Source organism: Aeromonas bestiarum (genome assembly GCF_028751155.1).
Classification (GTDB): Bacteria; Pseudomonadota; Gammaproteobacteria; order Enterobacterales; family Aeromonadaceae; genus Aeromonas; species Aeromonas bestiarum.
Window position 1 is genome coordinate 390,179 of sequence record NZ_CP064746.1, and the last position, 17,800, is coordinate 407,978.

Sequence of the window (17,800 nt, forward strand, 5' to 3'; positions counted from 1 at the left end):
GTGCAAGGTCGGACGGACCGCCGCAGACGGCACATCCCTGTGCCGGCTGCGTCTGCACCATCATCCCTGATGGCGCTCCTGACCTTGCCCCTTCCCCTCGGCGGATTGGAGGGGGAACCAAGACCGCGCCCGCCATAACATCAGGGCAATTGTAGGGTGCAATAAGCGAAGCGCATTGCACCGCCAACAAGCTTGCCATGGTAAGCGGTGCAATTCACGTTGTTCATTGCACCCTACAGATTCCTGTTATTTGAGCCACATTTATCTCCATGGCTGATGATAGGGGGGCTGGATGGCAGATTACAGGCGGGCATGGCAACCGGGGGGAACCTGGTTTTTTACGGTGGTCTTGGCCGATCGCCATAATAACCATCTGCTGACCGAGCGGATTGATCTGCTCAGACAGGTTGTCAGAGAGGTGCAAGAGCGCCATCCATTCCGGATCCACGGCTGGGTTGTCTTGCCTGAACATCTACATGCCTTGCTGGAGCTGCCGCAAGGGGATACCAACTTTCCGCTACGCTGGCGCCGAATCAAGAGCAAGTTTTCGCGAGCAATCCCCAATTCAGAGGCTCGCTCAGAATCTCGTTGGAATCGTGGTGAGCGGGGTATTTGGCAGAGGCGTTATTGGGAACATTTGATCCGGGATCAAGAAGATTTCAATCATCACCTCGATTACATACATATCAACCCCGTCAAACATGGATTGGTGACAGCCCCGCGAGATTGGCCTTATTCCACCTTCCATCGCTGGGTTCAGCAGGGCAGGTATCCATTATCGTGGGGAGATACCGCCATGCCAGAATATGAAGTACCACACGACAATAAATAAACAGCGTTAACGTAGGGTGCAATAAGCGGAGCGCATTGCACCATTTTTGGCATATTGTGGTTGGGTGTATTGAGGTGCAATTCACTTCGTTCATTGCACCCTACGGCACTGGAGCCGTTCGCCATTCACGATGCTCGCCCGCTGGGTGAGGTAGCCGCCGCCGTCAGGCAGGCGGGGTTGCAGCCGGTGTTCAAGGACTGGGAATCGTTTTTGGGCCGATAGGGATAGGGGAGGGAGTTCGGCCAAACTCCGCGCCTGTGGCAAGAGGGCATGGTGTTACCGTGCAGGACGCGAGGCCATTGGCCTCGAAGGGGTTTCGCCCGCCCTTCGGGCCGGGGCGAGTGACTTTGGAAAGACCCAAAGTCACCAAAGGTCTTCTCCCCCGCCAATCCGACCGCTACGCGGTTGCCCTCGGGTCAGGCGCAAGGTCGGACGGACCGCCGCAGACGGCACATCCCTGTGCCGGCTGCGTCTGCGCCATCATCCCTGATGGCGCTCCTGACCTTGCCCCTTCCCCTCGGCGGATTGGAGGGGGAACCAATATCGTGCCCGCCCAATCTTTCGAATCAACGTATGTCATCGGAGCCTATGCTGTTCGGCTCAACTACATGTGCCCCAATATTGACTCTAGTCAGAACTGTGAAAAAATTTAAATGCTGATAACCAAAAAACGTTAAGTAGTTTTTATTTTTAGTTTTTTCACACTATCGGCCCTACAAATATTCGAGTAATCCGTTTTAATTTTCTCTATGGTCTCAAAAACATGGTTAAAACCGGAGAAATCTATACTTTCTTTGTTTTTTTTCGACAACTGCTGTTGCGAATATGTTCTTTCCATAGTGTTTGTCATGTGAGTACTCATTTTTAGTGGTAAAGCTTTTTCCGCCAAGTTTGACATCAAGTACAGAGTCGTCAAATAGATCTTCTATAGATGCATCATCTTTCTTTATATTTGGGACTATAAGAAGATATAAGTTACAACAGACGTGTGCATAGAGTGATTTTTTTAATGAAGATATACCATTTAAAGTGGTTTCACCATCTGAAGTTACTAGTCGGCATTGACCTTCCTTTTGAAGACTACCGATGATTTTTGGAAGACCATCATCGTTATCAAGTATGATTATCGTTGGTTGTTTTGGCCCAGGTGCTTGATAGCTAGAGTAATTTTCTCGATAGTTTTTTATAAAATCAGATAAATATGGAGTTCCTCCATGTAGTGATAGAAGATATTTTGTTCTCCTTGTGTATTTGAAAAATTCAAAATTAGCTAAACCATCTTTGTCTACTAGCGATGGATATGATTTATGTAATGATTTTATCGCGCAGCGAAGGTATATGATGTCGGTTTTTCCTTCACAGACGACTGTTGTCTTCTCATTACCATAAAAACTCTTGTAAAATAGAAATCTGCTGAAGGTTTTTTCCCTGCTACTGAACAGTGGCGCCTTATTGTTTCCATGCCTTGCCAATACATATAATGGATTTGTTTGTATCGGTTTTTTTATTTTGTTTAAGTAATCAATTTGATCAATAAAGTTTAGTTGGCCATACAGTTGCGATAATGTACCTTTTTTTTCTTCTTCACTGTCATCAAGTATGTAGTAAGATCCTGTTCTAAAAAGAGATTCACATTTTGATCTAACGCTTTTCCAATATTCTTTTTTTACATTAACCTTCTTGTTCACTATCAGGCCAGTGACATCTTGACGTGATGAACGATATTGAATTCTGGTTTTGGTTGAATTTATCTCAAAGCCAGAACGGAGAATTTCTTGTCTTAGTTTTTTTCCTATTACGTATTCATCGTTCTCAATTCTAGCCAGCGATGTTGGAAAGATACACTCTCTTGTTGAAAATGTAATATCGTCAGCATATCGAGTATAAAAACATGAATGTCTACTCGCTAATTGAGAAAGTCTAATATCTAAGGAATGTGTGATTAGGTTACTTATAATTGGTGAGCAAGGACTACCTTGAGGTAACGAATTGTTGTGGCAAGCTATTTGCGCTATTACTGTCGCAATATCTGGATGAAGATCAAAGTTTCTATTTTTAATAAAGAAACCTCTAACTCTGCCAAAGTTAAAGCAATCAAAAAAATCCTTCAAGTCTATATTTAATACGTTATTTTTGTTTTTATGACATGTCGCATTTGTATATATAGATTTTTCTCTCATAAATCCATGGGAGAGATTAGAACTGTGCTCATGTTGTTTTGTTATTTGTTCTAGACAGTCTTGCAACATTAAAGATAGCTTTTTTTGTATTATCTTTAATTCTCTTTGAGGTGCGCAAATAGTCCTTTCACCACCTTTTTTTTTGGGTATTTTAAATTTTGCATATAAACTTGAAACTTTCTTCCTATATAAAGCGTTGGTAAGTGTTGAAGTGTTTATATCTAAAATGTCTGCCAAATCTTTTTTTGTTTGAGCATTTTGTAGATTTATTAGGATGGACACAGATTCCTCCGTAGATAGTGGCTTATGGGCACTCCTACGCAAGCGCGCGACATCTCAGCGTGGTGCTGATATCGCTTAGGGGGCAGTCCAACGGACATTTTTTTCACAGACTCCGAAACAAAGTCAAAAATCTGCCCATAAGCCAAGGGAAAGGATAGCGAAGGAGGATTACATTATAAACTGTAATTTCTTTGATCTGTGATAGAGTTCAAAATGCTCTTTTCATAGATATGTTTAGTTCAGTTTTTTAAGGGTGATTTTTAAATTGAAATTAATTTTCCTTTGATTAACCCACATGCTCTAAAGCGTAAATATCCCCGCCGCCAATCAACTGCAAATTCTGGCTGATCTGCTCCACCGGCCAATTCCACCAGGCGAGGGTGTTGAGGCGGGCTATGGTGTCGTCGTCGAAGCGGTAGCGGATCACCCTGGCTGGGTTGCCGCCGACAACGGCGTAGGCGGGTACGTCGCCGGTGACCACGGAGCGGGCGGCGATGATGGCGCCGTTGCCGACCTTGACGCCCGGCATGATAAGCGCGTCATAGCCTATCCAGACATCGTTGCCAATCACCGTATCCCCCTTGTAAGGAAGCGTGCCCGGTGCGGGGGCTGCGCTCTCCCAGCCGTTGCCGAAGATAAAGAAGGGGTAGGTGGAGAAGCCGGAGGTCTGGTGGTTGGCACCGTTCATGATGAACTTGACCCCGCGGGCGATGGCGCAGAACTTGCCGATGACCAGTTTGTCGCCGATGAAGGGGAAGTGATAGAGGACGTTGCGCTCAAAGCCTGCCGAGTCTTCCGGGTCGTCGTAATAGCTGTAATCGCCCACTTCGATATTGGGCCCCTTGATGGTGTTCTTGATAAAGCACACCTGGGGGAAGCCCTTCATGGGGTGGGGGTTGGCGGGATCGGGTCCGTGCAAGGTGCTCTCCTTTCGAATCTGTCAGCACAATACCGTAAAGGAAGTTGATGGCGGTCTACCACCTTTTTGTGGTGCAGCACCGGCCGGGTGCGGGTTGGCCAGGCTCTGTCGTCCCGTGTCATCTGGCGTATCGACCCGGGGCGGGTTTGTCTCTAGCATGGAGCCGATGCGGGGCAAGGGCTCCGCCACGGGCTTTTGGTGAAGTCCGTCCTACGGACTTTTGGCGGAGAGAACAAGATGAAGATGCGTCACCTGCTCATGCTGAGCGCCCTGCTGCTGGGCGGCTGTGCGGTCAATCCCTACGACGGCACTCAGGCCCCGGTCAGTGAACCGGACCAGCCAGTGAGCCAGCCGGACAAACCTGTTACCAAGCCGGATGCCGGGGCGCCCCTGCCCAAGCCGGTGGCCCCGACCGGGCTGGCGCTGGCCATGGCGGATGCCTTCGTGCAGGCCCCCGAGGTGCGGGAGCTGGTGAAGAGCGGCAATCCCGTGCTGCTGCTCACCCCGCCCCGAGACGGCACCAATGACGAGCTCGATACCCGCACCATGGCGGCGGCCATGAGCAAGCGGATCCAGTCCAAAAGCGGTTTTCGCTTCGTCGATCCCGGTCAGGTCGCCGCCATCACGGGGCAGCTCGAGTATCAGCAGGGGGGCATGAACCCGGCATCCCTGGTGCGGCTCGGCCGCCAGACAGGGGCGGGTTACATGCTCTATGGGGATCTGGTGTCCGAGGGGAGTCGCTATCGGCTCACCATGAGCCTGATGGAGCTGCGCAGTGGCGAGCTGCTCTGGAACGGCAGCCGCTCCGCCAGCCACTGACGATGCCGAAGGGCTGGCAAGTTTGTCAGCCCTTCACTCTTTGGCCGGTGCAAGCTGGTTAAGGTAATCGAGCAGCGAGAAGGGATGTGCAAAGCCAGTCATCGCGGCCAGCCTGTCCAGCTCTATCTGTCCTACTTGCTGGAGTTGTGCCTGCTGGGCAGGCGCGAGTGTCGTGGCGCTTGTCTTGATCAAGGTATCTAGCAAGGTGCGGTCTCCCGCGACAGCCTGATGGAACGCCTTGAGCGCCAAGTCATCCACCGCTGCGGCGGTGCAGCGTTCCATGCTCTTCTCATGCAGATAGATAAGCACGGTCGCCTGTTGTTCCCTCTCCAACGACCAGAAACGATCCTCTTTGGGTGGCAACGCGGGCTTGTGCCGGGCCTTGCTCGCCTCACATCGTTCAAACGCCGGATCCAGATCGTGCAGCGACAGGGCCATGACACCTTGGCCTGTTGTCAGCAACAGGCACAGTGCACCCACGGTCCAGCTGATGAGCTTGGGTTTTGACTTGCCCTCAGTGGTGAGCGGGGACAGTGACTTCATGCCTGCTTCTTCAGAAAATAGGTGATATGCCCCGGCGGCATATCCGGCAGTTCGCCAAAGACGGTGTAGCCCTGTTTCTGGTAGAAGGGCAGCGCCTGGAAACTGGTGGTTTCCAGATGAAAGTGGGTGATGCCCTGGTCGCGGGCATATTGCTCCATGGCGCCGAGCAGGCGGGCGCCCCAGCCATCCTGGCGGATGCGCTCGTCGATCCAGAGCCAGTCCACGTGCAGCCAGCCCCACTTGATATCGGCGAGGATGCCGCCCAGCACCTTGCCCTGTTCATCCTTGATAAAGCTGGCGATCCGCTCGCGCAGGTGTGTGCCCGCCTTGTCCGTGTTGTAGCCAGACAGGCCGATCCGCAGGGCATCGAGCTCCTCATCCTGCGGCGGTAGGGGTGGGGTCAGTCGCATATTGGCTCCAGGTCCATGAAAATAGCCTCAATAAATAATGGCTTGGACTCAAGCTAGTCAAGCCCTCTGACCACGGAACCGGACATCCGCCATTGCCCTGTGACCTGTTTCGATGAGCAGATAGATAAAGGCGTTGCTACCGGGGGTTCGTCAAATCTCGGGGAAATAGCAGGCGGCGATATCCACGGGCTGATCGGGGCAACCGGGGAGGTAGAATTGCCAGCCGGCGTCGGAGAAGGCACGCAGCTCGTTTTCGACGAATTTCAGGGCCAGGCTCAGGGCCTGCAGGGCATCGACGCCATAGATGAAGGTCTTGTCGCTCAGCCCCTCCAGCTTCACCTTGCAGCGCCAGTCGCCACTGGCGGATTTGGGGTCCGGCTCCGGCGCCTTGATCGCCATTTTCAGGGTTACTTGCTCGCCTTCGATGCTCACGGCCTCGAACTTGGCGGTCACTATGCTCTTCTTCATCTGGATATCCTTTCTCCGCTTGCCCACAATCCTGTTTCGCAAAGGCGATGAGCATGAAATGGTGAGTCTGGACAGACAGCAAAGACAGACTCAGGAAGGCCAGCCTAATGGAAGCGAGGGCGGGAAACAATCTGCGCACGCACGGCCTGTGAGGTGGCTTGAATATCCACGTGCCGCAGCCGACGAGTCTGGCTTGTTACCTGTTTCTCATCCGACCCAAGCTGACTGCGCATCTTATTTTCTTGAATGTATTGATTAATATCCATCAATGACAGGATCCGTTATTGGCCCAGAGCCAGCCTGGGTACGATAATCGGGATCAGGTGGCAAGTCTGGCGCTCGCCTCTCGGCAATCGGATTAAGGAAATGGTATGGCTCTCTCGGTCAAACAACTATACGAAGTGATGGCCCAGCTGCCTGATCCTGTCTTCATCCTGAGCGAGGATGGCTACTACATCGAATACATAGGCGGCGTGGAGCAGCAATCCTATCAGGATGGCAATCCGCTGGCGGGCAAGCGGCTGGCCGATGTGCTGCCCGCCGACATGGCGCAGTGGGTGATGGAGCAAGTTGCCCTGGCCCTGAGCTCGGGCCAGGTGCAGGTGGTGGAATACGGCCTGGCGGCGGTGGAGGTGGTGGGGATCGATTCCTCTGTGGGGCCGCAGGGGGAGCAGAGGTTCGAGGGCAAGATAGCCCCGCTGCCATCTCGTTACGATGGCAAGCGGGCGGTGGCCTGGGTGACCCGCAGCATCACCCGCCAGTACGAGCTGCAGCGGCGGCTCAAGCTGCAGAGCGAGACCGACCAGCTCACCGGCCTCTACAACCGCCGCTTCTTCTTTGAACACTGCCAGCAGCAAAGGGTGAACCCCGAGAGCAGTGGCCTCATCATGCTGGATATAGATCACTTCAAGCAGATCAACGATCGCTTCGGCCATCAGCAGGGTGACAGGGCGTTGCAGCGTTTCTGCGAGTGCGTGGCGGCCCAGTTGCGGAGCGAAGACCTGTTTGTGCGCAGTGGTGGCGAAGAATTCCTGATCCTGTTGCCAAGGCTGGGTGAGTCAGAGCTATGCATGATAGCGGAGCGGATCCGTGCCGCCGTGGAGGCACTGGCGCCTGATCCAGTGGCCTTCACCGTCAGTCTGGGCACGACTCTGGTGACGCCGGGGGAAGAGATCAACCTGGCATTGGCGCGTGCCGATGAGTGGTTGTATCGGGCCAAACGGGCGGGGCGCAACCGGGTTGCTCATTGCCCGGCAACCTGATGACGGGGACTGTACTTGTTGCATGAAACAAGTTGATTTATATCGGTAAAATCCATCAATGACACCGATGTCAATTGGGTCGAAATATGACTCGCTTATTCCGCTGATATTCCCGGCTTGATGGTGTTAATATTATCGGCCTGATTGCTGATTTTATTCATGTTGTTGGACAACGGGCAGAGGTTTTGTCTTATGTTATCAGCCGGGAATGAACTGGTCATATTGAGACCAAAATGATACATCTCATTGTCTTTTGAAACAATTCTATTCAAACAGTCATGAATTATTAACCTTGACCTTTATGGCGATTTCAACGATGGTAGCGTGACATTCCCGTTTCATATTGGCTGTCTTATTGACCGCTGGCGGGTTTGCTTTTTCTACAATCTGGTTGATGTGCACAGACATATCACCCGCCTATTACACGGGCTAATAAAATAACAAAGATGACAGACAAATAAGGTGTATATCGCAATGAGTATTGCTATTGCTGAAAAGAAGAACCCAGCTTCAAAGTTGAAATGGGAGAAAAGTGATTCGGTATGGACCATGGGCTTATATGCCACTGCAGTCGGTGCCGGTACACTCTTTCTCCCTATTACCGTGGGCAGTAATTCCCCGGTTATTTTGCTGTTTATATTATTGATGGCATTCCCACTCTCTTATTATTCCCACCGAGCGCTGAGTCGCCTGGTATTATCCAGCTCCCATCGGGAAGGGGATATTACCCATGTGGTGGAGGAGCACTTCGGTGCCAAGGCGGGCAAGCTGCTGATGCTGGTCTATTTGATGGCCTTCTACCCCATCATTCTGGTCTACAGCATCTCCATCACCAATGCCATCGAGAGCTTCATGGTGCATCAGTTGGGGGGCGCCGTGCTGAGCCGTGGTTGGCTGGTGCTGGCGGTGATGCTGGGTCTGCATCTTATTCTGCTGACCGGCAAACAGGTGGTGGTGTCGGCCATCAGCGTGCTGGCGCTGCCCATGGTCGCCTTCCTGCTCGGCATCTCCGTTTATCTGCTGCCCCAGTGGAGCCTCTCCTATTTCACCGAGAGTCAGGCGGTGGAGTGGCGCGATCCCGCCTTCTGGAAATCTCTCTGGCTGATAGTGCCTGTGATGGTTTTCTCGTTCAGCCATGCCCCCATCATCTCCTCCTTTACTGCCGCCCAGAAGAAGCGCTGCCATGTGAGCGCCGACGTGCGCAGCAAGCGCATCATCAAGTGCAGCAGTCTGCTGATCTGCGGCAGCGTGCTGTTTTTTGTCATCAGCTGCGTGATGAGCCTGAGTCAGGCGGAAATGGCGCTGGCCCGCACCGACAATATTTCCGTGCTGTCGGCGCTGGCGAACAAGTTTTCCAATCCGCTGATCGCCTATGTGGGTCCGCTCATCGCCATTCTGGCCATGTCCAAATCCTTCCTCGGCACCTCCATGGGGGTGAGCGAGGGGACGGTGAGCATGGTGAGCGGCGCCTGTCAGGGGCTGGGGCTCTCCCTCAGGGAGGTCACCATAGCCCGGGTCTCATCCGTCATCCTGTTTGTCGTGACCGGGATCATCACCTATCTGAACCCCAATGTGCTGGACATCATAGAGAAGGTGAGCGGACCGCTGATCGCAGTGATCCTGTTCCTGCTGCCGGCCTACTCCATCTATCGCCTGCCGGCGCTCGCGCGCTATCGCGGGCCCAGCACACTGTTCGTGATGGTGGTGGGGCTGCTCGCCATCTCGGCCCTCATCTACGATCTGCTCTGACGAGCGAGAGACGGCGCAAAACAACAGGGGCGACCATTTGGTCGCCCCTTTTTCATGCCCGCGTCGTCAGCTCAGCAGGGTCGAGACGCTCTGCCCCGCCATCAGCAGACCTATGGCCAGCGCACTGAACCAGACCAGGGTCGCACTGACCAGCAGGTAGCCGCTGGCGACGAACAAGCCGTCCCGCTGCAACATGCCGATGGCCAGCAGCAAGATGGCCCAGGCGGGCATGGCATTGGTGAAGGGAATGGCCCCGAGCGGCAGCATCAGCAGCAGGGCCGCCAGCATGAGCAGCAGGCCGTTGCAGCGGTTGATGGTGCCGCTGCCGGTCAGCAGCAGGAAGCGCGGGCGAATGAAGCGATCGATGCGGGCCAGCAGGTCGGCGCCCTTGTGCAGGGTCGGCTTGAGCTGATCGGCGGCGAAGCGGCGCTCCATCAGGATGGCGGGCAGCCAGGGCACCCGGTTGAGGGTGATGCCGATGCCGATAAACAGGATCAGCAGGCCAAACGGGGTGCTGACGCCCGGGATGGAAACAGGCAGCAGGAAGGGCACAGTGAGCAGCACGCAAAACAGCAGCATGCCCTGCTCACCCACCAGGGCCAGCATCTGGCGCAGGCTGATATGGCTCTCCTCGATGGCGTGGGCGGTCGCCCGCAGGGTGTCGGAGAGCTTGTGTTGTGGGTCTTTGAGTTGCGCGGCAACCATTCCCGTATGTCCTTCTGGTGACTTGAACCGGCTCACCATGAGCCGGTTGCGCGCCAGCATACGTGGCAGAGGTTAATCCCCGATGAATAACGGCCGCGGTGGTGAGCGGGGTGGTGGCGGGAGATGGTCGCGGCAACAGAGTGTGATCCTCCCTGCGAAAATGGGTTGATACAGGCCAGGTTTAGGATGGGGGTCAGGGGGCTCTGATATGCTTGGTGGGCACTGGTGCACAAGCAGAGGAACTCTGATGAAACGAGCAGGGATCATGATGATGGGGCTCTTGCTGCCGCTGGGGCAGGCCTGGAGCGCCGACGGTGAGGCTGGGCTTGGCTGGCAGGTGACGCCGTTTTTCGGCTACAGCTCGTCCATCGACTTCGAGGCAAACGATGACCCGCAGCCCATGCCAGTCTCCACCCAGCTGCAATCCTTGCAGGGGGAGAGCTCCGGCAGTTGGGGCTTGTTCATCAGCAAGGAGGTGGATGACCCCGGCATGATAGAGCTGCTCTACAGCCACCAATCCACCCGCCTCTCCCCGGATCAGTCGGAGCGGCTGACGGTGGACACGCTGCACTTCGCCGGGGCCCTCACCCTGTCGGACAACCTGATGGCCCCCTACATAGGCGCCGGCATAGGGGCGACGCGCTTCGCCGCCTACGACAGCGAGGTGGCTCCCTCAATGTCGCTGGCGCTCGGGGTACAGCCGCGTCTGACCGAGCGTCTGGCGCTGCGGGCCGAGGTGCGCGGCTACGGCACCCTGGTCAACGACAACAGCCAGTTCCTCTGCAACCCGGATAACTGCGTGTTCAAGGTGCGCGGCGAGCTGGTGACCCAGTGGCAGGCCAATATCGGCCTGACTCTGAGGTTTTGAGTCCCATTATGGGGCGGCTCGTCCCACAGGAGCAGGCGCCTTGAATGTGTTGCAACCACTGCCCCGCGAACTCCCCATCCTGCGGACTCCGCGGCTATTGCTGCGTCCGCTCGGCGAGCAAGACAGCGCGGATCTGTTCGCCATCTACGGGGATCCTGCTGTGATGCGTTTCGTCGGGGAGCCGCCTTTCCCTGAACTCGCCACAGTGGCGCAGATGTTGGCAAGCGTAGAGCGCTTGCTGGCAACGGGGGCATCTCTGGAGTGGGGGCTGGTAGCACGCGACCGCGGCCGCCTGATCGGTACCTGCGGCTTGCACAGTTTCGAGGCTGCTTTCTGTCAGGCCGAGCTGGGCTGCATGCTGGCCCGCAGCCATTGGGGACGGGGCCTGATGGGCGAGGCACTGAACTGCCTGATGGAGTATGCCGGGCAGCTGGGCATCGCCACTCTGCTGGCGGATATCGAACCGGACAATCTGCCCAGCCAGCGGCTGTTTCGGCGGCTGGGCTTTGTCTGGCAGCGGGATACCCATTACCAGCGGAGGCTGGCTGATGTGATCACGGGATGCCGCGGGTGATCCGGCTAAGGGGCTCGTTGATGTCGAACAGCTTGTACTGCACCGCGCTGGCGCCCATGGTGAGCACCCGCTGCTCGTGCATTGTCGCGTAGGCGAGGGCGCTGGCCTCATCCTCGAACAGATAGATGCCGCCCGCCTCGCCGGTGCGCGGGTTCTCGGTCCAGATCTTGGAGATGAAGCCGGGCTCCCGGCTGATGGACTCGGCCAGCGGCATGGCGGCGGCTGTCAGTGCCGGCCCCATCTGCTCGGCGGGGAAATTGAAATGGATTTGCAGCAAACTGGGCATGATGCACCTCTCGTGCGGATGGAGTGACAGAGTCCGCATCATAGGAAGCCGGCATCTTGTCCGCAAGAAGGCACCTTTTCGTGGCATAGTTACCGCAAAGTAACCACTCGCGAGCCATCACGTGTCCCCACTCCCTTGCCCCGCCTACCAGGTGCTGCGGCTGCTGACCGGTAAATGGAAACCGGCCATCCTGTTTCATCTGCGCAGCCAGACCCTGCGTTTTGGCGACCTGCGCCGCTGCCTGCCCGAGGTGAGCCAGAAGGTGCTCACCGCCCAGCTCAAGGAGCTGGAGAGCGACGGCGTCATCATTCGCACCCTCCATCCCGATGTGCCGCCCCGGGTGGAGTACGCCCTGAGCCCGCTTGGCGTCGCCCTGCTGCCCCTGCTCCAGCAGATTCACGACTTCGCGCTGAGCCACGCCGACCTGTTGGTGCGGGCCGGGGATGGCCCGGCGAGCGAGCCACACTCAGCCGCCATCGAACGGGGTTAGTCTGGCGCCGACCAGACCATCACCCACTCGGCGCAGCCGGTGTGGGGATCCCGTTGTTCACTCTCGATCTGAAAGCCTTGAGATAGATAGAAGTCGCAAGCGGCCAGGTTCTGCCGGTACACCTGCAGTCGCAGGGCCGGCCGCTGCCGTTTGGCGTGGGCCAGCAGGGCCTTGCCATAGCCGCGTCCCTGCTGCTGCGGGGCAACGAAGATGGCGGCCAGGGTCTCTTCATACAGGGAATAAAACCCCAGCGCAGAGCCATCTTGCCAGAGCATATAAGAGTCGGCGGCGGGCAGGTAGGTCTCCCGCATCGGCGCCAGGTTGGCGTGCCAGTAAGCCGGGTCGATGAAGTGGTGGGCCTGCAAAGAGGCTTCCAGCCAGATGGCGAGGACGGCCTCGGTGTCGGCCGGGGTGAAGGAGCGGATCTGCATGGGTGTCTCGTCTGGATTCGTCACAAGAGGGGTATGGTAACAGCGCCAGCCTGGCCGTCACCCGGCGGTTGGCCAAAGTGGCGCCCCCATAACAAAAAAGGCGACCCGCGGGTCGCCTGTTGCCGCTTAACCGGCGTAGGGGAGGGAGGAGTGGTGCAGCACTATGCGCACCTTGCCGTCGTCCCCCTTCTTGAAGCCCCAGGTCTTGTCGACCGTGGTCTCCTTGTTGTCCCTGTCTATCAGGTGAACCTTGCCCATGGTGAGGGCCATGTCGCCGTTGATGTAGACGGCGGCGTTGTCGTAGTTGTAACTTTTCCAGTTCTTGAGGGCGAAGCCGGTGTCGGCGGGGTAGGCCTGATTGTTGCCGACGAAGTAGGCCAGCGCCCCCTCCTGGTTGAGGCGGAAGGTCTGTTCGCCCCCGGCCAGGGTGGGCTTGAACAGGACAGGGCCATTGTTGTAGCCGTAGGCACTGTCGAGCACGGCAGTGGCCGTCGTTTTGGCCTTCGCTATGCCACCGCTGCGGTAGTCATCGCTGATCTGGATCAGGGCCTTGCCCCAGGCATCCTGCGCGGCCTTGATCTCGGCCTCGGTGATGTTGTTGTTGGCGATCTCGGCGGCGCTGAGGGAGCCGCTGGCGGCGAGCAGAACGAGGACAAGGCCGGATTTCTTGGTGAACAGCGTTTTGGTGAACAACGTCATGGGATGATGACTCCTGGGTTCGCGTTTAAGGAGACCCGGAGTTTATCTATCCGCGATGAATAAAAATTGAACCAACCGTTCAGCCACGAGCAGGGAGGGATCGGCATTGCTCCCGTCTCCTCTCCCTCAATCTCAGATGTCTCTCGTCAGCGGGCGCGCAGCAAGCGACGGCTGGCCGGGGTTGCCGCCAGCAGCCGATAAGCGAGCAGGGAGAGGGCGAGCAAGGCCGGTACTTTCAGCAATTCCCACCAGAGCAACTTACCCTGCGGGCCAAAGATCATCAGCCATACCACCAGCATCATGTGCAGGCAGTAGAGGCCGAGCACTTTCGGAGCCTGGCGTTCCAGCCAGCTGCCTTGGCCCCAGCCCGGGTTGGCCAGCAGCAGGCCGAACAGGCCCAGGCCCCAGAGCAGCGAGCCGAGCAGGAAGTCGTGGCGGCTGAGGGGCACCGAGGCCCAGTGCAGCAGGCCCCAGGCTTCCAGGGCGTAGAGTGCCATCCCCACGATCAGCAGCAGGGCGCTGCGCTTGGCATCCGGCTGCCAGGCGCGAAAGCGCAGCTCGGCGCCCAGCGCCACGAACAGCAGCGAGAAGAAGGGGCCGTTGCGGGTCAGCAGGGCCCACTCGCCCCCGAGCAGCGGCTGGCCATAGGAGCCGCCGAGCAGGGCCAGCAGGTAGAGCAGCACACCGAGCACCAGCGCCAGCCGGGGCAGCCCAATCCGATGACACAGTGCCTGCAGCAAGACAGCCAGCATCAGGGCCGGCAGGAACCAGAGATGGATCATGCCACCCACCCACCAGGCGTTGAGGGGATCCCCCAGCTGCATCTGCCACTGGCTCGCCATGGCCGGCAGATAGCCGTCGCTCAGTGCCGCCGGCGGGTTGAAGGGGATCAGCAGATAGAGCAGGCTCCACGCCAGCCAGAGCCCCAGCAGGGGGCGGCAGTAGCGCAGCGCCACCGCCATGGGGTTGCCTGCGGCGAGGGCGGGTTGCAGAAAGTAGCCGGCGCACAGGAAGAAGAGCGGCACCGCGAAACGGCACAGCTGGTTGATGACGCCCCCCAGCCAGAAGTAGAGGGTGCCGTCCCACAGGGCGGGATCGAACGGATTGCTGAAGGGGGAGAGGTGAATGGTCATCACGGCCATGATGGCCACTACTCGCCCGCACTCTATGCTGGAGATGCGCATGATACCTCTTGGCGCCAGGAATTCTGGCCGCACCCTAACAGCCGCGAGCGGCCCCCATCCAGTCATGGCGCCGACAAGTGTGACCCCCATCGGCACCCGCTTACCTTTTGTTACCTCGGGTGCGGGCAAGGTTACCCCCCGTGGGCGCCAGATCCCGTTTTGGTGTCGGTAAACGCGCTAGAGCAGGGCAATCAGCACAGTGGCGAGGGCCCCGAGCAGCAGCAGGGCTATGCCGCGACCGGCCGGGCCGTGCAGCTTGTTCCACATCAGCAAACTGGTGAGAGCCAGCAACAACATGGCCAGTGCCGCCAGATCGCCGAACAGCTGCCAGGAGAGGCCTGTGCCCATGCCGCGATGCAGCCGGTTGAGGCTGGCGGCGAAGTTGGCCTGCTGCCGCTCGGTGCGCACCAGCAGTGTGCCCTCCACATAGCTGGCGGCCAGGCTCTGGCTGAGGGTGACGCCGCGCATCTCCCAGCGGGCCGGCAGTGTGAGGGGGCCCGCCGGGGTGGGCAGGGTCTGCGCCGGGGTGATCATGGCGCGCCCTTCCTCGAAACTGTCCGGGTAGCGTTGCTGCAACAGGGTTTTCAGCTCGTCCGGGCTGGCCAGCGGCGCGTCCAGCCCTATCTCCTCGCTCGATTTGTCGGTGTGGGGGCCGGGAATTGGCAGCACGGCCCTGTGTTGCAGCCAGAGGCCGGTCAGGCCGTAGAGCAGCATCAGGGTGAGGGTGGCAAAGCCGGCCCAGGCGTGGATGCGGCGCACCCACTTGTTGTTGTGAAGGGGGAGTCTTCTGCGTTTCATCGGTTGCGCTTCATAAAAATCTGGCCAGCGAGGGCTGGCCAGAGAGATCGGGGAAGAGGGTGGGATCAGAAGCGGTAGGCGGCGCTCAGATTCAGCTGACGGGGCGTGCCCGGCATGATCTGGGAGGCGCTGGTGGCGCTGACGAAGTAGTCGTGGTCGGTCAGGTTCTCCACGCTCAACTGGGTTTCCCACTGTTGCCAGCGGTAGCCGGCGCGGGCATCGAAACGGGCATAGCCGGGCAGCGTGGTGGTGTTGGCGTTGTCGGCGAAGCGATCGCCCACCGCAGTCACCCCTGTCTCGCCGAACCAGCCCTGCTTGCCGCTCTGGTAGCCGGCGAACAGCTGGCCGTTCTGGCGGGAGACGTTCATCGGCCGCTTGCCCTGCAGATCCGCATCCGCCTTGACCTGCTCGGCGTCCTGGATGGCGATGCCGCCGCGCAGGTAGATCTCGTCGGTCAGCTGGGCGCGGGCGCTCAGCTCTATGCCTTCGGTACGTTGCAGGCCGGTGAGGATCACCTTGGTGGGATCCAGCGGATCCTTGCTGCGCTTGTTGTACATCTCCAGCCGGTAGACGGAGAGGGTGGTCGCCAGCCGGCCATCCAGCCAGTCGCTCTTCACGCCGCCCTCGTACAGCCGGGTGCTCTGGGGATCCAGACTGTTGTTCTTGTCACCCGGAGTGATGCCGATCAGCTCGCCGCCCACCGGGGTGAAGGTCTTGCTGTAGGAGGTGTAGAAGGCGTGTTCCTCGATGGGGTTCCATACCAGCCCCAGCCGCGGGCTCAGGCTGGTGACAGAGACGGTCTCCTCCTTGTTGAGGTCGTTGCGGCGGCTGGTGGCTGTGAAGTCGTCGCGGCGCAGGCCGCCCAGCAGATGCCAGTCGCCCAGGCTGAGCTGATCCTGCAGGTAGAGACCGTAGCCGCGCACCTTGTGGTTGGCGTCGCTGGAGAGCTTCATGGCGCCATCATAGGTGGGCAGGGAGCCAGGATCGTAAAGGTTGCCGGCCGGGATCGCGGTGGCGTTCTGGTAGAGCTTGGGGGTGCGCTCCTGCCAGTTCTGCTCGAAGCCGATTAGCAGGCGATGCTCGATGGGGCCGGTCTGCAGCTGGCCTTCGGCCTCGGTGTTGCTGATCAGGCTGTTGGCCTTGAGATCCTGCTGCCAGCGGGAGCGGGTCACCTGGTCGCCCTTGACACTGGTGACATAGGTGTTGTCGAACTGGCTGTCGAGGCTGGTGTAGCCCAGCTGCTGGCGCAGCTGCCACTGATCGTTGATGTCCCAGGAGAGGCGGGAGCGGGTGGACTGGGCCACATCGTCGATGAAGTCGCGGCGGGTGTCGCTGTAGACGTACTCCTTCGGCACGTCGGCCGGGCGGCCATTGACGCCGGGGATGCCGCGATCCGGGGTGCGGTCGTGCTCGTTGCGCTCGTACTGGACCAGCCAGTTCAGCCTGTCGTTGATCTCCCAGTTGACGGAGGGGGCCAGCAGGGTGCGCTTGCTGGTCACGCCGTCGCGGAAGCTGTCTTTGTCCTCCTGGGCCAGGTTGAGGCGCACCTGCACCCGCTCACCCGCCTCGCCGTTGAGGTCGGCGGCCAGCCGCCGGTTGTCGAAGCTGCCGACCAGTGCGCTGACGCTGGACTCCTGCCCCTTCTGCGGCTTCTTGCTGACCCGGTTGACTATGCCACCCGTGCTGCCGCGGCCATAGAGCACGGCGGCCGGGCCCTTGAGCACCTCGACCCGCTCTATGTTGCCAAGGTCGCGGGTGTACTGCATGTCATCGCGAAAACCGTCCAGATAGAAGTCGTTGCTGGCGCTGAAGCCGCGGATGTTGACGCCATCGAAGCGGGTGTCGCCGCTGGCGTTGACGCCGGGGATGCCGGTCAGGACCTCGCTCAGGGTGGGCTGGCCGAAGGCGGTCAGCTCGCTGGCCTTGACGCTGTCGATGGCCTGCGGCACCAGCTTGGCCGGGGTGTTGGTACGGGTCGCGGTGGCGACCTCTTCATGCTGGCTGCGTTTGCCGACGACCGTCATGGTCTCGTCTTCGGCACGGGCGCCGGCACTCAGGGCCAGCAGAGCGACGCCCAGCAGGGCGCGTGGGTGATTGGGTGTGTACATGTTGCGTGTTGACTCTTGAGGAAGCGACCTGATGGTCTGAACTTATTGATTTATTTATAATTATTGGTTTCTCTCTTGCGAGAGGATGCTAATGATATTGATTTTCATTAGCTCTGCAACATAAAGATGTAATGAGTATTGGCAAGGGGATCGGATGGAACGCAGCGGCCGGCAGCGCCGTGCCACTGGGTGT

At 58.1% G+C, this 17,800-nt stretch carries 19 protein-coding genes; 7 read left to right on the top strand and 12 right to left on the bottom strand.

Features of this window, described 5'->3' with window-relative positions:
• Window positions 1-292: 292 nt before the first annotated feature.
• A complete protein-coding gene (locus IU367_RS01865) occupies window positions 293-832 on the top strand; it encodes an REP-associated tyrosine transposase (RefSeq protein ID WP_274453284.1) in 540 nt (179 codons plus the stop codon).
• A gap of 767 nt (window positions 833-1,599) precedes the next feature.
• On the opposite strand, the gene IU367_RS01870 is transcribed toward IU367_RS01865, so the two are convergent.
• Together IU367_RS01870 and IU367_RS01875 are read right to left on the bottom strand one after the other, a co-directional pair.
• The gene (locus IU367_RS01870) at window positions 1,600-3,294 is read right to left on the bottom strand and encodes a retron Ec67 family RNA-directed DNA polymerase/endonuclease (RefSeq protein WP_274453285.1); all 1,695 of its coding nucleotides are present in this window, start codon (window positions 3,292-3,294) and stop codon (window positions 1,600-1,602) included.
• 286 nt (window positions 3,295-3,580) lie between these two features.
• A complete protein-coding gene (locus IU367_RS01875) occupies window positions 3,581-4,213 on the bottom strand; it encodes a Vat family streptogramin A O-acetyltransferase (protein ID WP_274453286.1) in 633 nt (210 codons plus the stop codon).
• 237 nt (window positions 4,214-4,450) lie between these two features.
• Between IU367_RS01875 and IU367_RS01880 the strand changes: the two genes are divergently transcribed.
• Window positions 4,451-5,032, top strand: coding sequence for a penicillin-binding protein activator LpoB (locus IU367_RS01880; RefSeq protein ID WP_274453287.1), 582 nt, complete (start codon window positions 4,451-4,453; stop codon window positions 5,030-5,032).
• A 33-nt stretch (window positions 5,033-5,065) separates the two neighbouring features.
• Here the strand turns inward: IU367_RS01880 and IU367_RS01885 are convergent, their stop codons facing one another.
• The 3 genes from IU367_RS01885 to IU367_RS01895 all read right to left on the bottom strand — a co-directional run bounded on the left by IU367_RS01885 (window position 5,066) and on the right by IU367_RS01895 (window position 6,453).
• Entirely contained in the window at window positions 5,066-5,575 is a 510-nt protein-coding gene (locus IU367_RS01885; RefSeq protein WP_274453288.1) for a hypothetical protein, read from the bottom strand.
• A complete protein-coding gene (locus tag IU367_RS01890) occupies window positions 5,572-5,985 on the bottom strand; it encodes a GNAT family N-acetyltransferase (RefSeq protein ID WP_274453289.1) in 414 nt (137 codons plus the stop codon). Before IU367_RS01890 ends, IU367_RS01885 begins: the two co-directional genes overlap by 4 nt.
• Before the next feature lie 150 nt (window positions 5,986-6,135).
• On the bottom strand, window positions 6,136-6,453 hold the full coding sequence (locus tag IU367_RS01895) for a DUF6968 family protein (protein ID WP_103471742.1): 318 nt from the start codon (window positions 6,451-6,453) through the stop codon (window positions 6,136-6,138).
• 371 nt (window positions 6,454-6,824) lie between these two features.
• On the opposite strand from IU367_RS01895, the gene IU367_RS01900 reads away from it, so the two are divergent.
• Window positions 6,825-7,715, top strand: a complete 891-nt coding sequence (locus tag IU367_RS01900) for a sensor domain-containing diguanylate cyclase (RefSeq protein ID WP_274453290.1) — start codon at window positions 6,825-6,827, stop codon at window positions 7,713-7,715.
• Window positions 7,716-8,447: 732 nt separating this feature from the next.
• On the top strand, window positions 8,448-9,464 hold the full coding sequence (locus tag IU367_RS01905) for an amino acid permease (RefSeq protein ID WP_274453291.1): 1,017 nt from the start codon (window positions 8,448-8,450) through the stop codon (window positions 9,462-9,464).
• Between the two features lie 66 nt (window positions 9,465-9,530).
• Here the strand turns inward: IU367_RS01905 and IU367_RS01910 are convergent, their stop codons facing one another.
• Entirely contained in the window at window positions 9,531-10,169 is a 639-nt protein-coding gene (locus IU367_RS01910; RefSeq protein WP_274453293.1) for an exopolysaccharide biosynthesis protein, read from the bottom strand.
• Between the two features lie 247 nt (window positions 10,170-10,416).
• Between IU367_RS01910 and IU367_RS01915 the strand changes: the two genes are divergently transcribed.
• Together IU367_RS01915 and IU367_RS01920 are read left to right on the top strand one after the other, a co-directional pair.
• Entirely contained in the window at window positions 10,417-11,037 is a 621-nt protein-coding gene (locus IU367_RS01915; protein WP_098980933.1) for an outer membrane beta-barrel protein, read from the top strand.
• A 40-nt stretch (window positions 11,038-11,077) separates the two neighbouring features.
• Window positions 11,078-11,611, top strand: a complete 534-nt coding sequence (locus IU367_RS01920; protein WP_274453294.1) for a GNAT family N-acetyltransferase — start codon at window positions 11,078-11,080, stop codon at window positions 11,609-11,611.
• On the opposite strand, the gene IU367_RS01925 is transcribed toward IU367_RS01920, so the two are convergent.
• Complete coding sequence (locus IU367_RS01925) at window positions 11,592-11,897, bottom strand: monooxygenase (RefSeq protein ID WP_274453295.1); 306 nt, start codon at window positions 11,895-11,897, stop codon at window positions 11,592-11,594. The two genes, IU367_RS01920 and IU367_RS01925, sit on opposite strands and share 20 nt — an antisense overlap.
• 121 nt (window positions 11,898-12,018) lie before the next feature.
• Between IU367_RS01925 and IU367_RS01930 the strand changes: the two genes are divergently transcribed.
• Window positions 12,019-12,387, top strand: a complete 369-nt coding sequence (locus IU367_RS01930; RefSeq protein ID WP_241280186.1) for a winged helix-turn-helix transcriptional regulator — start codon at window positions 12,019-12,021, stop codon at window positions 12,385-12,387.
• Here IU367_RS01930 and IU367_RS01935 read toward each other — a convergent pair.
• From IU367_RS01935 to IU367_RS01955, 5 genes are all read right to left on the bottom strand, one after another.
• Window positions 12,384-12,818 carry an N-acetyltransferase gene (locus IU367_RS01935; protein ID WP_241280188.1) on the bottom strand — a complete coding sequence of 145 codons (435 nt, stop codon included), beginning with the start codon at window positions 12,816-12,818 and terminating at the stop codon, window positions 12,384-12,386. The two genes, IU367_RS01930 and IU367_RS01935, sit on opposite strands and share 4 nt — an antisense overlap.
• Before the next feature lie 126 nt (window positions 12,819-12,944).
• Window positions 12,945-13,517 carry a hypothetical protein gene (locus tag IU367_RS01940; protein ID WP_043134959.1) on the bottom strand — a complete coding sequence of 191 codons (573 nt, stop codon included), beginning with the start codon at window positions 13,515-13,517 and terminating at the stop codon, window positions 12,945-12,947.
• A 146-nt stretch (window positions 13,518-13,663) separates the two neighbouring features.
• Window positions 13,664-14,701 carry an acyltransferase gene (locus tag IU367_RS01945; RefSeq protein WP_274453296.1) on the bottom strand — a complete coding sequence of 346 codons (1,038 nt, stop codon included), beginning with the start codon at window positions 14,699-14,701 and terminating at the stop codon, window positions 13,664-13,666.
• Between the two features lie 177 nt (window positions 14,702-14,878).
• Window positions 14,879-15,499, bottom strand: a complete 621-nt coding sequence (locus tag IU367_RS01950; protein WP_098980927.1) for a PepSY-associated TM helix domain-containing protein — start codon at window positions 15,497-15,499, stop codon at window positions 14,879-14,881.
• Window positions 15,500-15,564: 65 nt separating this feature from the next.
• Entirely contained in the window at window positions 15,565-17,607 is a 2,043-nt protein-coding gene (locus tag IU367_RS01955) for a TonB-dependent receptor (RefSeq protein ID WP_274453297.1), read from the bottom strand.
• Window positions 17,608-17,800 lie beyond the last annotated feature (193 nt).

Coding starts and splice junctions, on each gene's coding strand:
- IU367_RS01865 (WP_274453284.1), top strand. CDS start 293: ATGGCAGATTACAGGCGGGCATGGCAACCGGGGGGAACCTGGTTTTTT.
- IU367_RS01880 (WP_274453287.1), top strand. CDS start 4,451: ATGAAGATGCGTCACCTGCTCATGCTGAGCGCCCTGCTGCTGGGCGGC.
- IU367_RS01885 (WP_274453288.1), bottom strand. CDS start 5,575: ATGAAGTCACTGTCCCCGCTCACCACTGAGGGCAAGTCAAAACCCAAG.
- IU367_RS01890 (WP_274453289.1), bottom strand. CDS start 5,985: ATGCGACTGACCCCACCCCTACCGCCGCAGGATGAGGAGCTCGATGCC.
- IU367_RS01895 (WP_103471742.1), bottom strand. CDS start 6,453: ATGAAGAAGAGCATAGTGACCGCCAAGTTCGAGGCCGTGAGCATCGAA.
- IU367_RS01900 (WP_274453290.1), top strand. CDS start 6,825: ATGGCTCTCTCGGTCAAACAACTATACGAAGTGATGGCCCAGCTGCCT.
- IU367_RS01910 (WP_274453293.1), bottom strand. CDS start 10,169: ATGGTTGCCGCGCAACTCAAAGACCCACAACACAAGCTCTCCGACACC.
- IU367_RS01915 (WP_098980933.1), top strand. CDS start 10,417: ATGAAACGAGCAGGGATCATGATGATGGGGCTCTTGCTGCCGCTGGGG.
- IU367_RS01925 (WP_274453295.1), bottom strand. CDS start 11,897: ATGCCCAGTTTGCTGCAAATCCATTTCAATTTCCCCGCCGAGCAGATG.
- IU367_RS01935 (WP_241280188.1), bottom strand. CDS start 12,818: ATGCAGATCCGCTCCTTCACCCCGGCCGACACCGAGGCCGTCCTCGCC.
- IU367_RS01940 (WP_043134959.1), bottom strand. CDS start 13,517: ATGACGTTGTTCACCAAAACGCTGTTCACCAAGAAATCCGGCCTTGTC.
- IU367_RS01945 (WP_274453296.1), bottom strand. CDS start 14,701: ATGCGCATCTCCAGCATAGAGTGCGGGCGAGTAGTGGCCATCATGGCC.
- IU367_RS01950 (WP_098980927.1), bottom strand. CDS start 15,499: ATGAAACGCAGAAGACTCCCCCTTCACAACAACAAGTGGGTGCGCCGC.
- IU367_RS01955 (WP_274453297.1), bottom strand. CDS start 17,607: ATGTACACACCCAATCACCCACGCGCCCTGCTGGGCGTCGCTCTGCTG.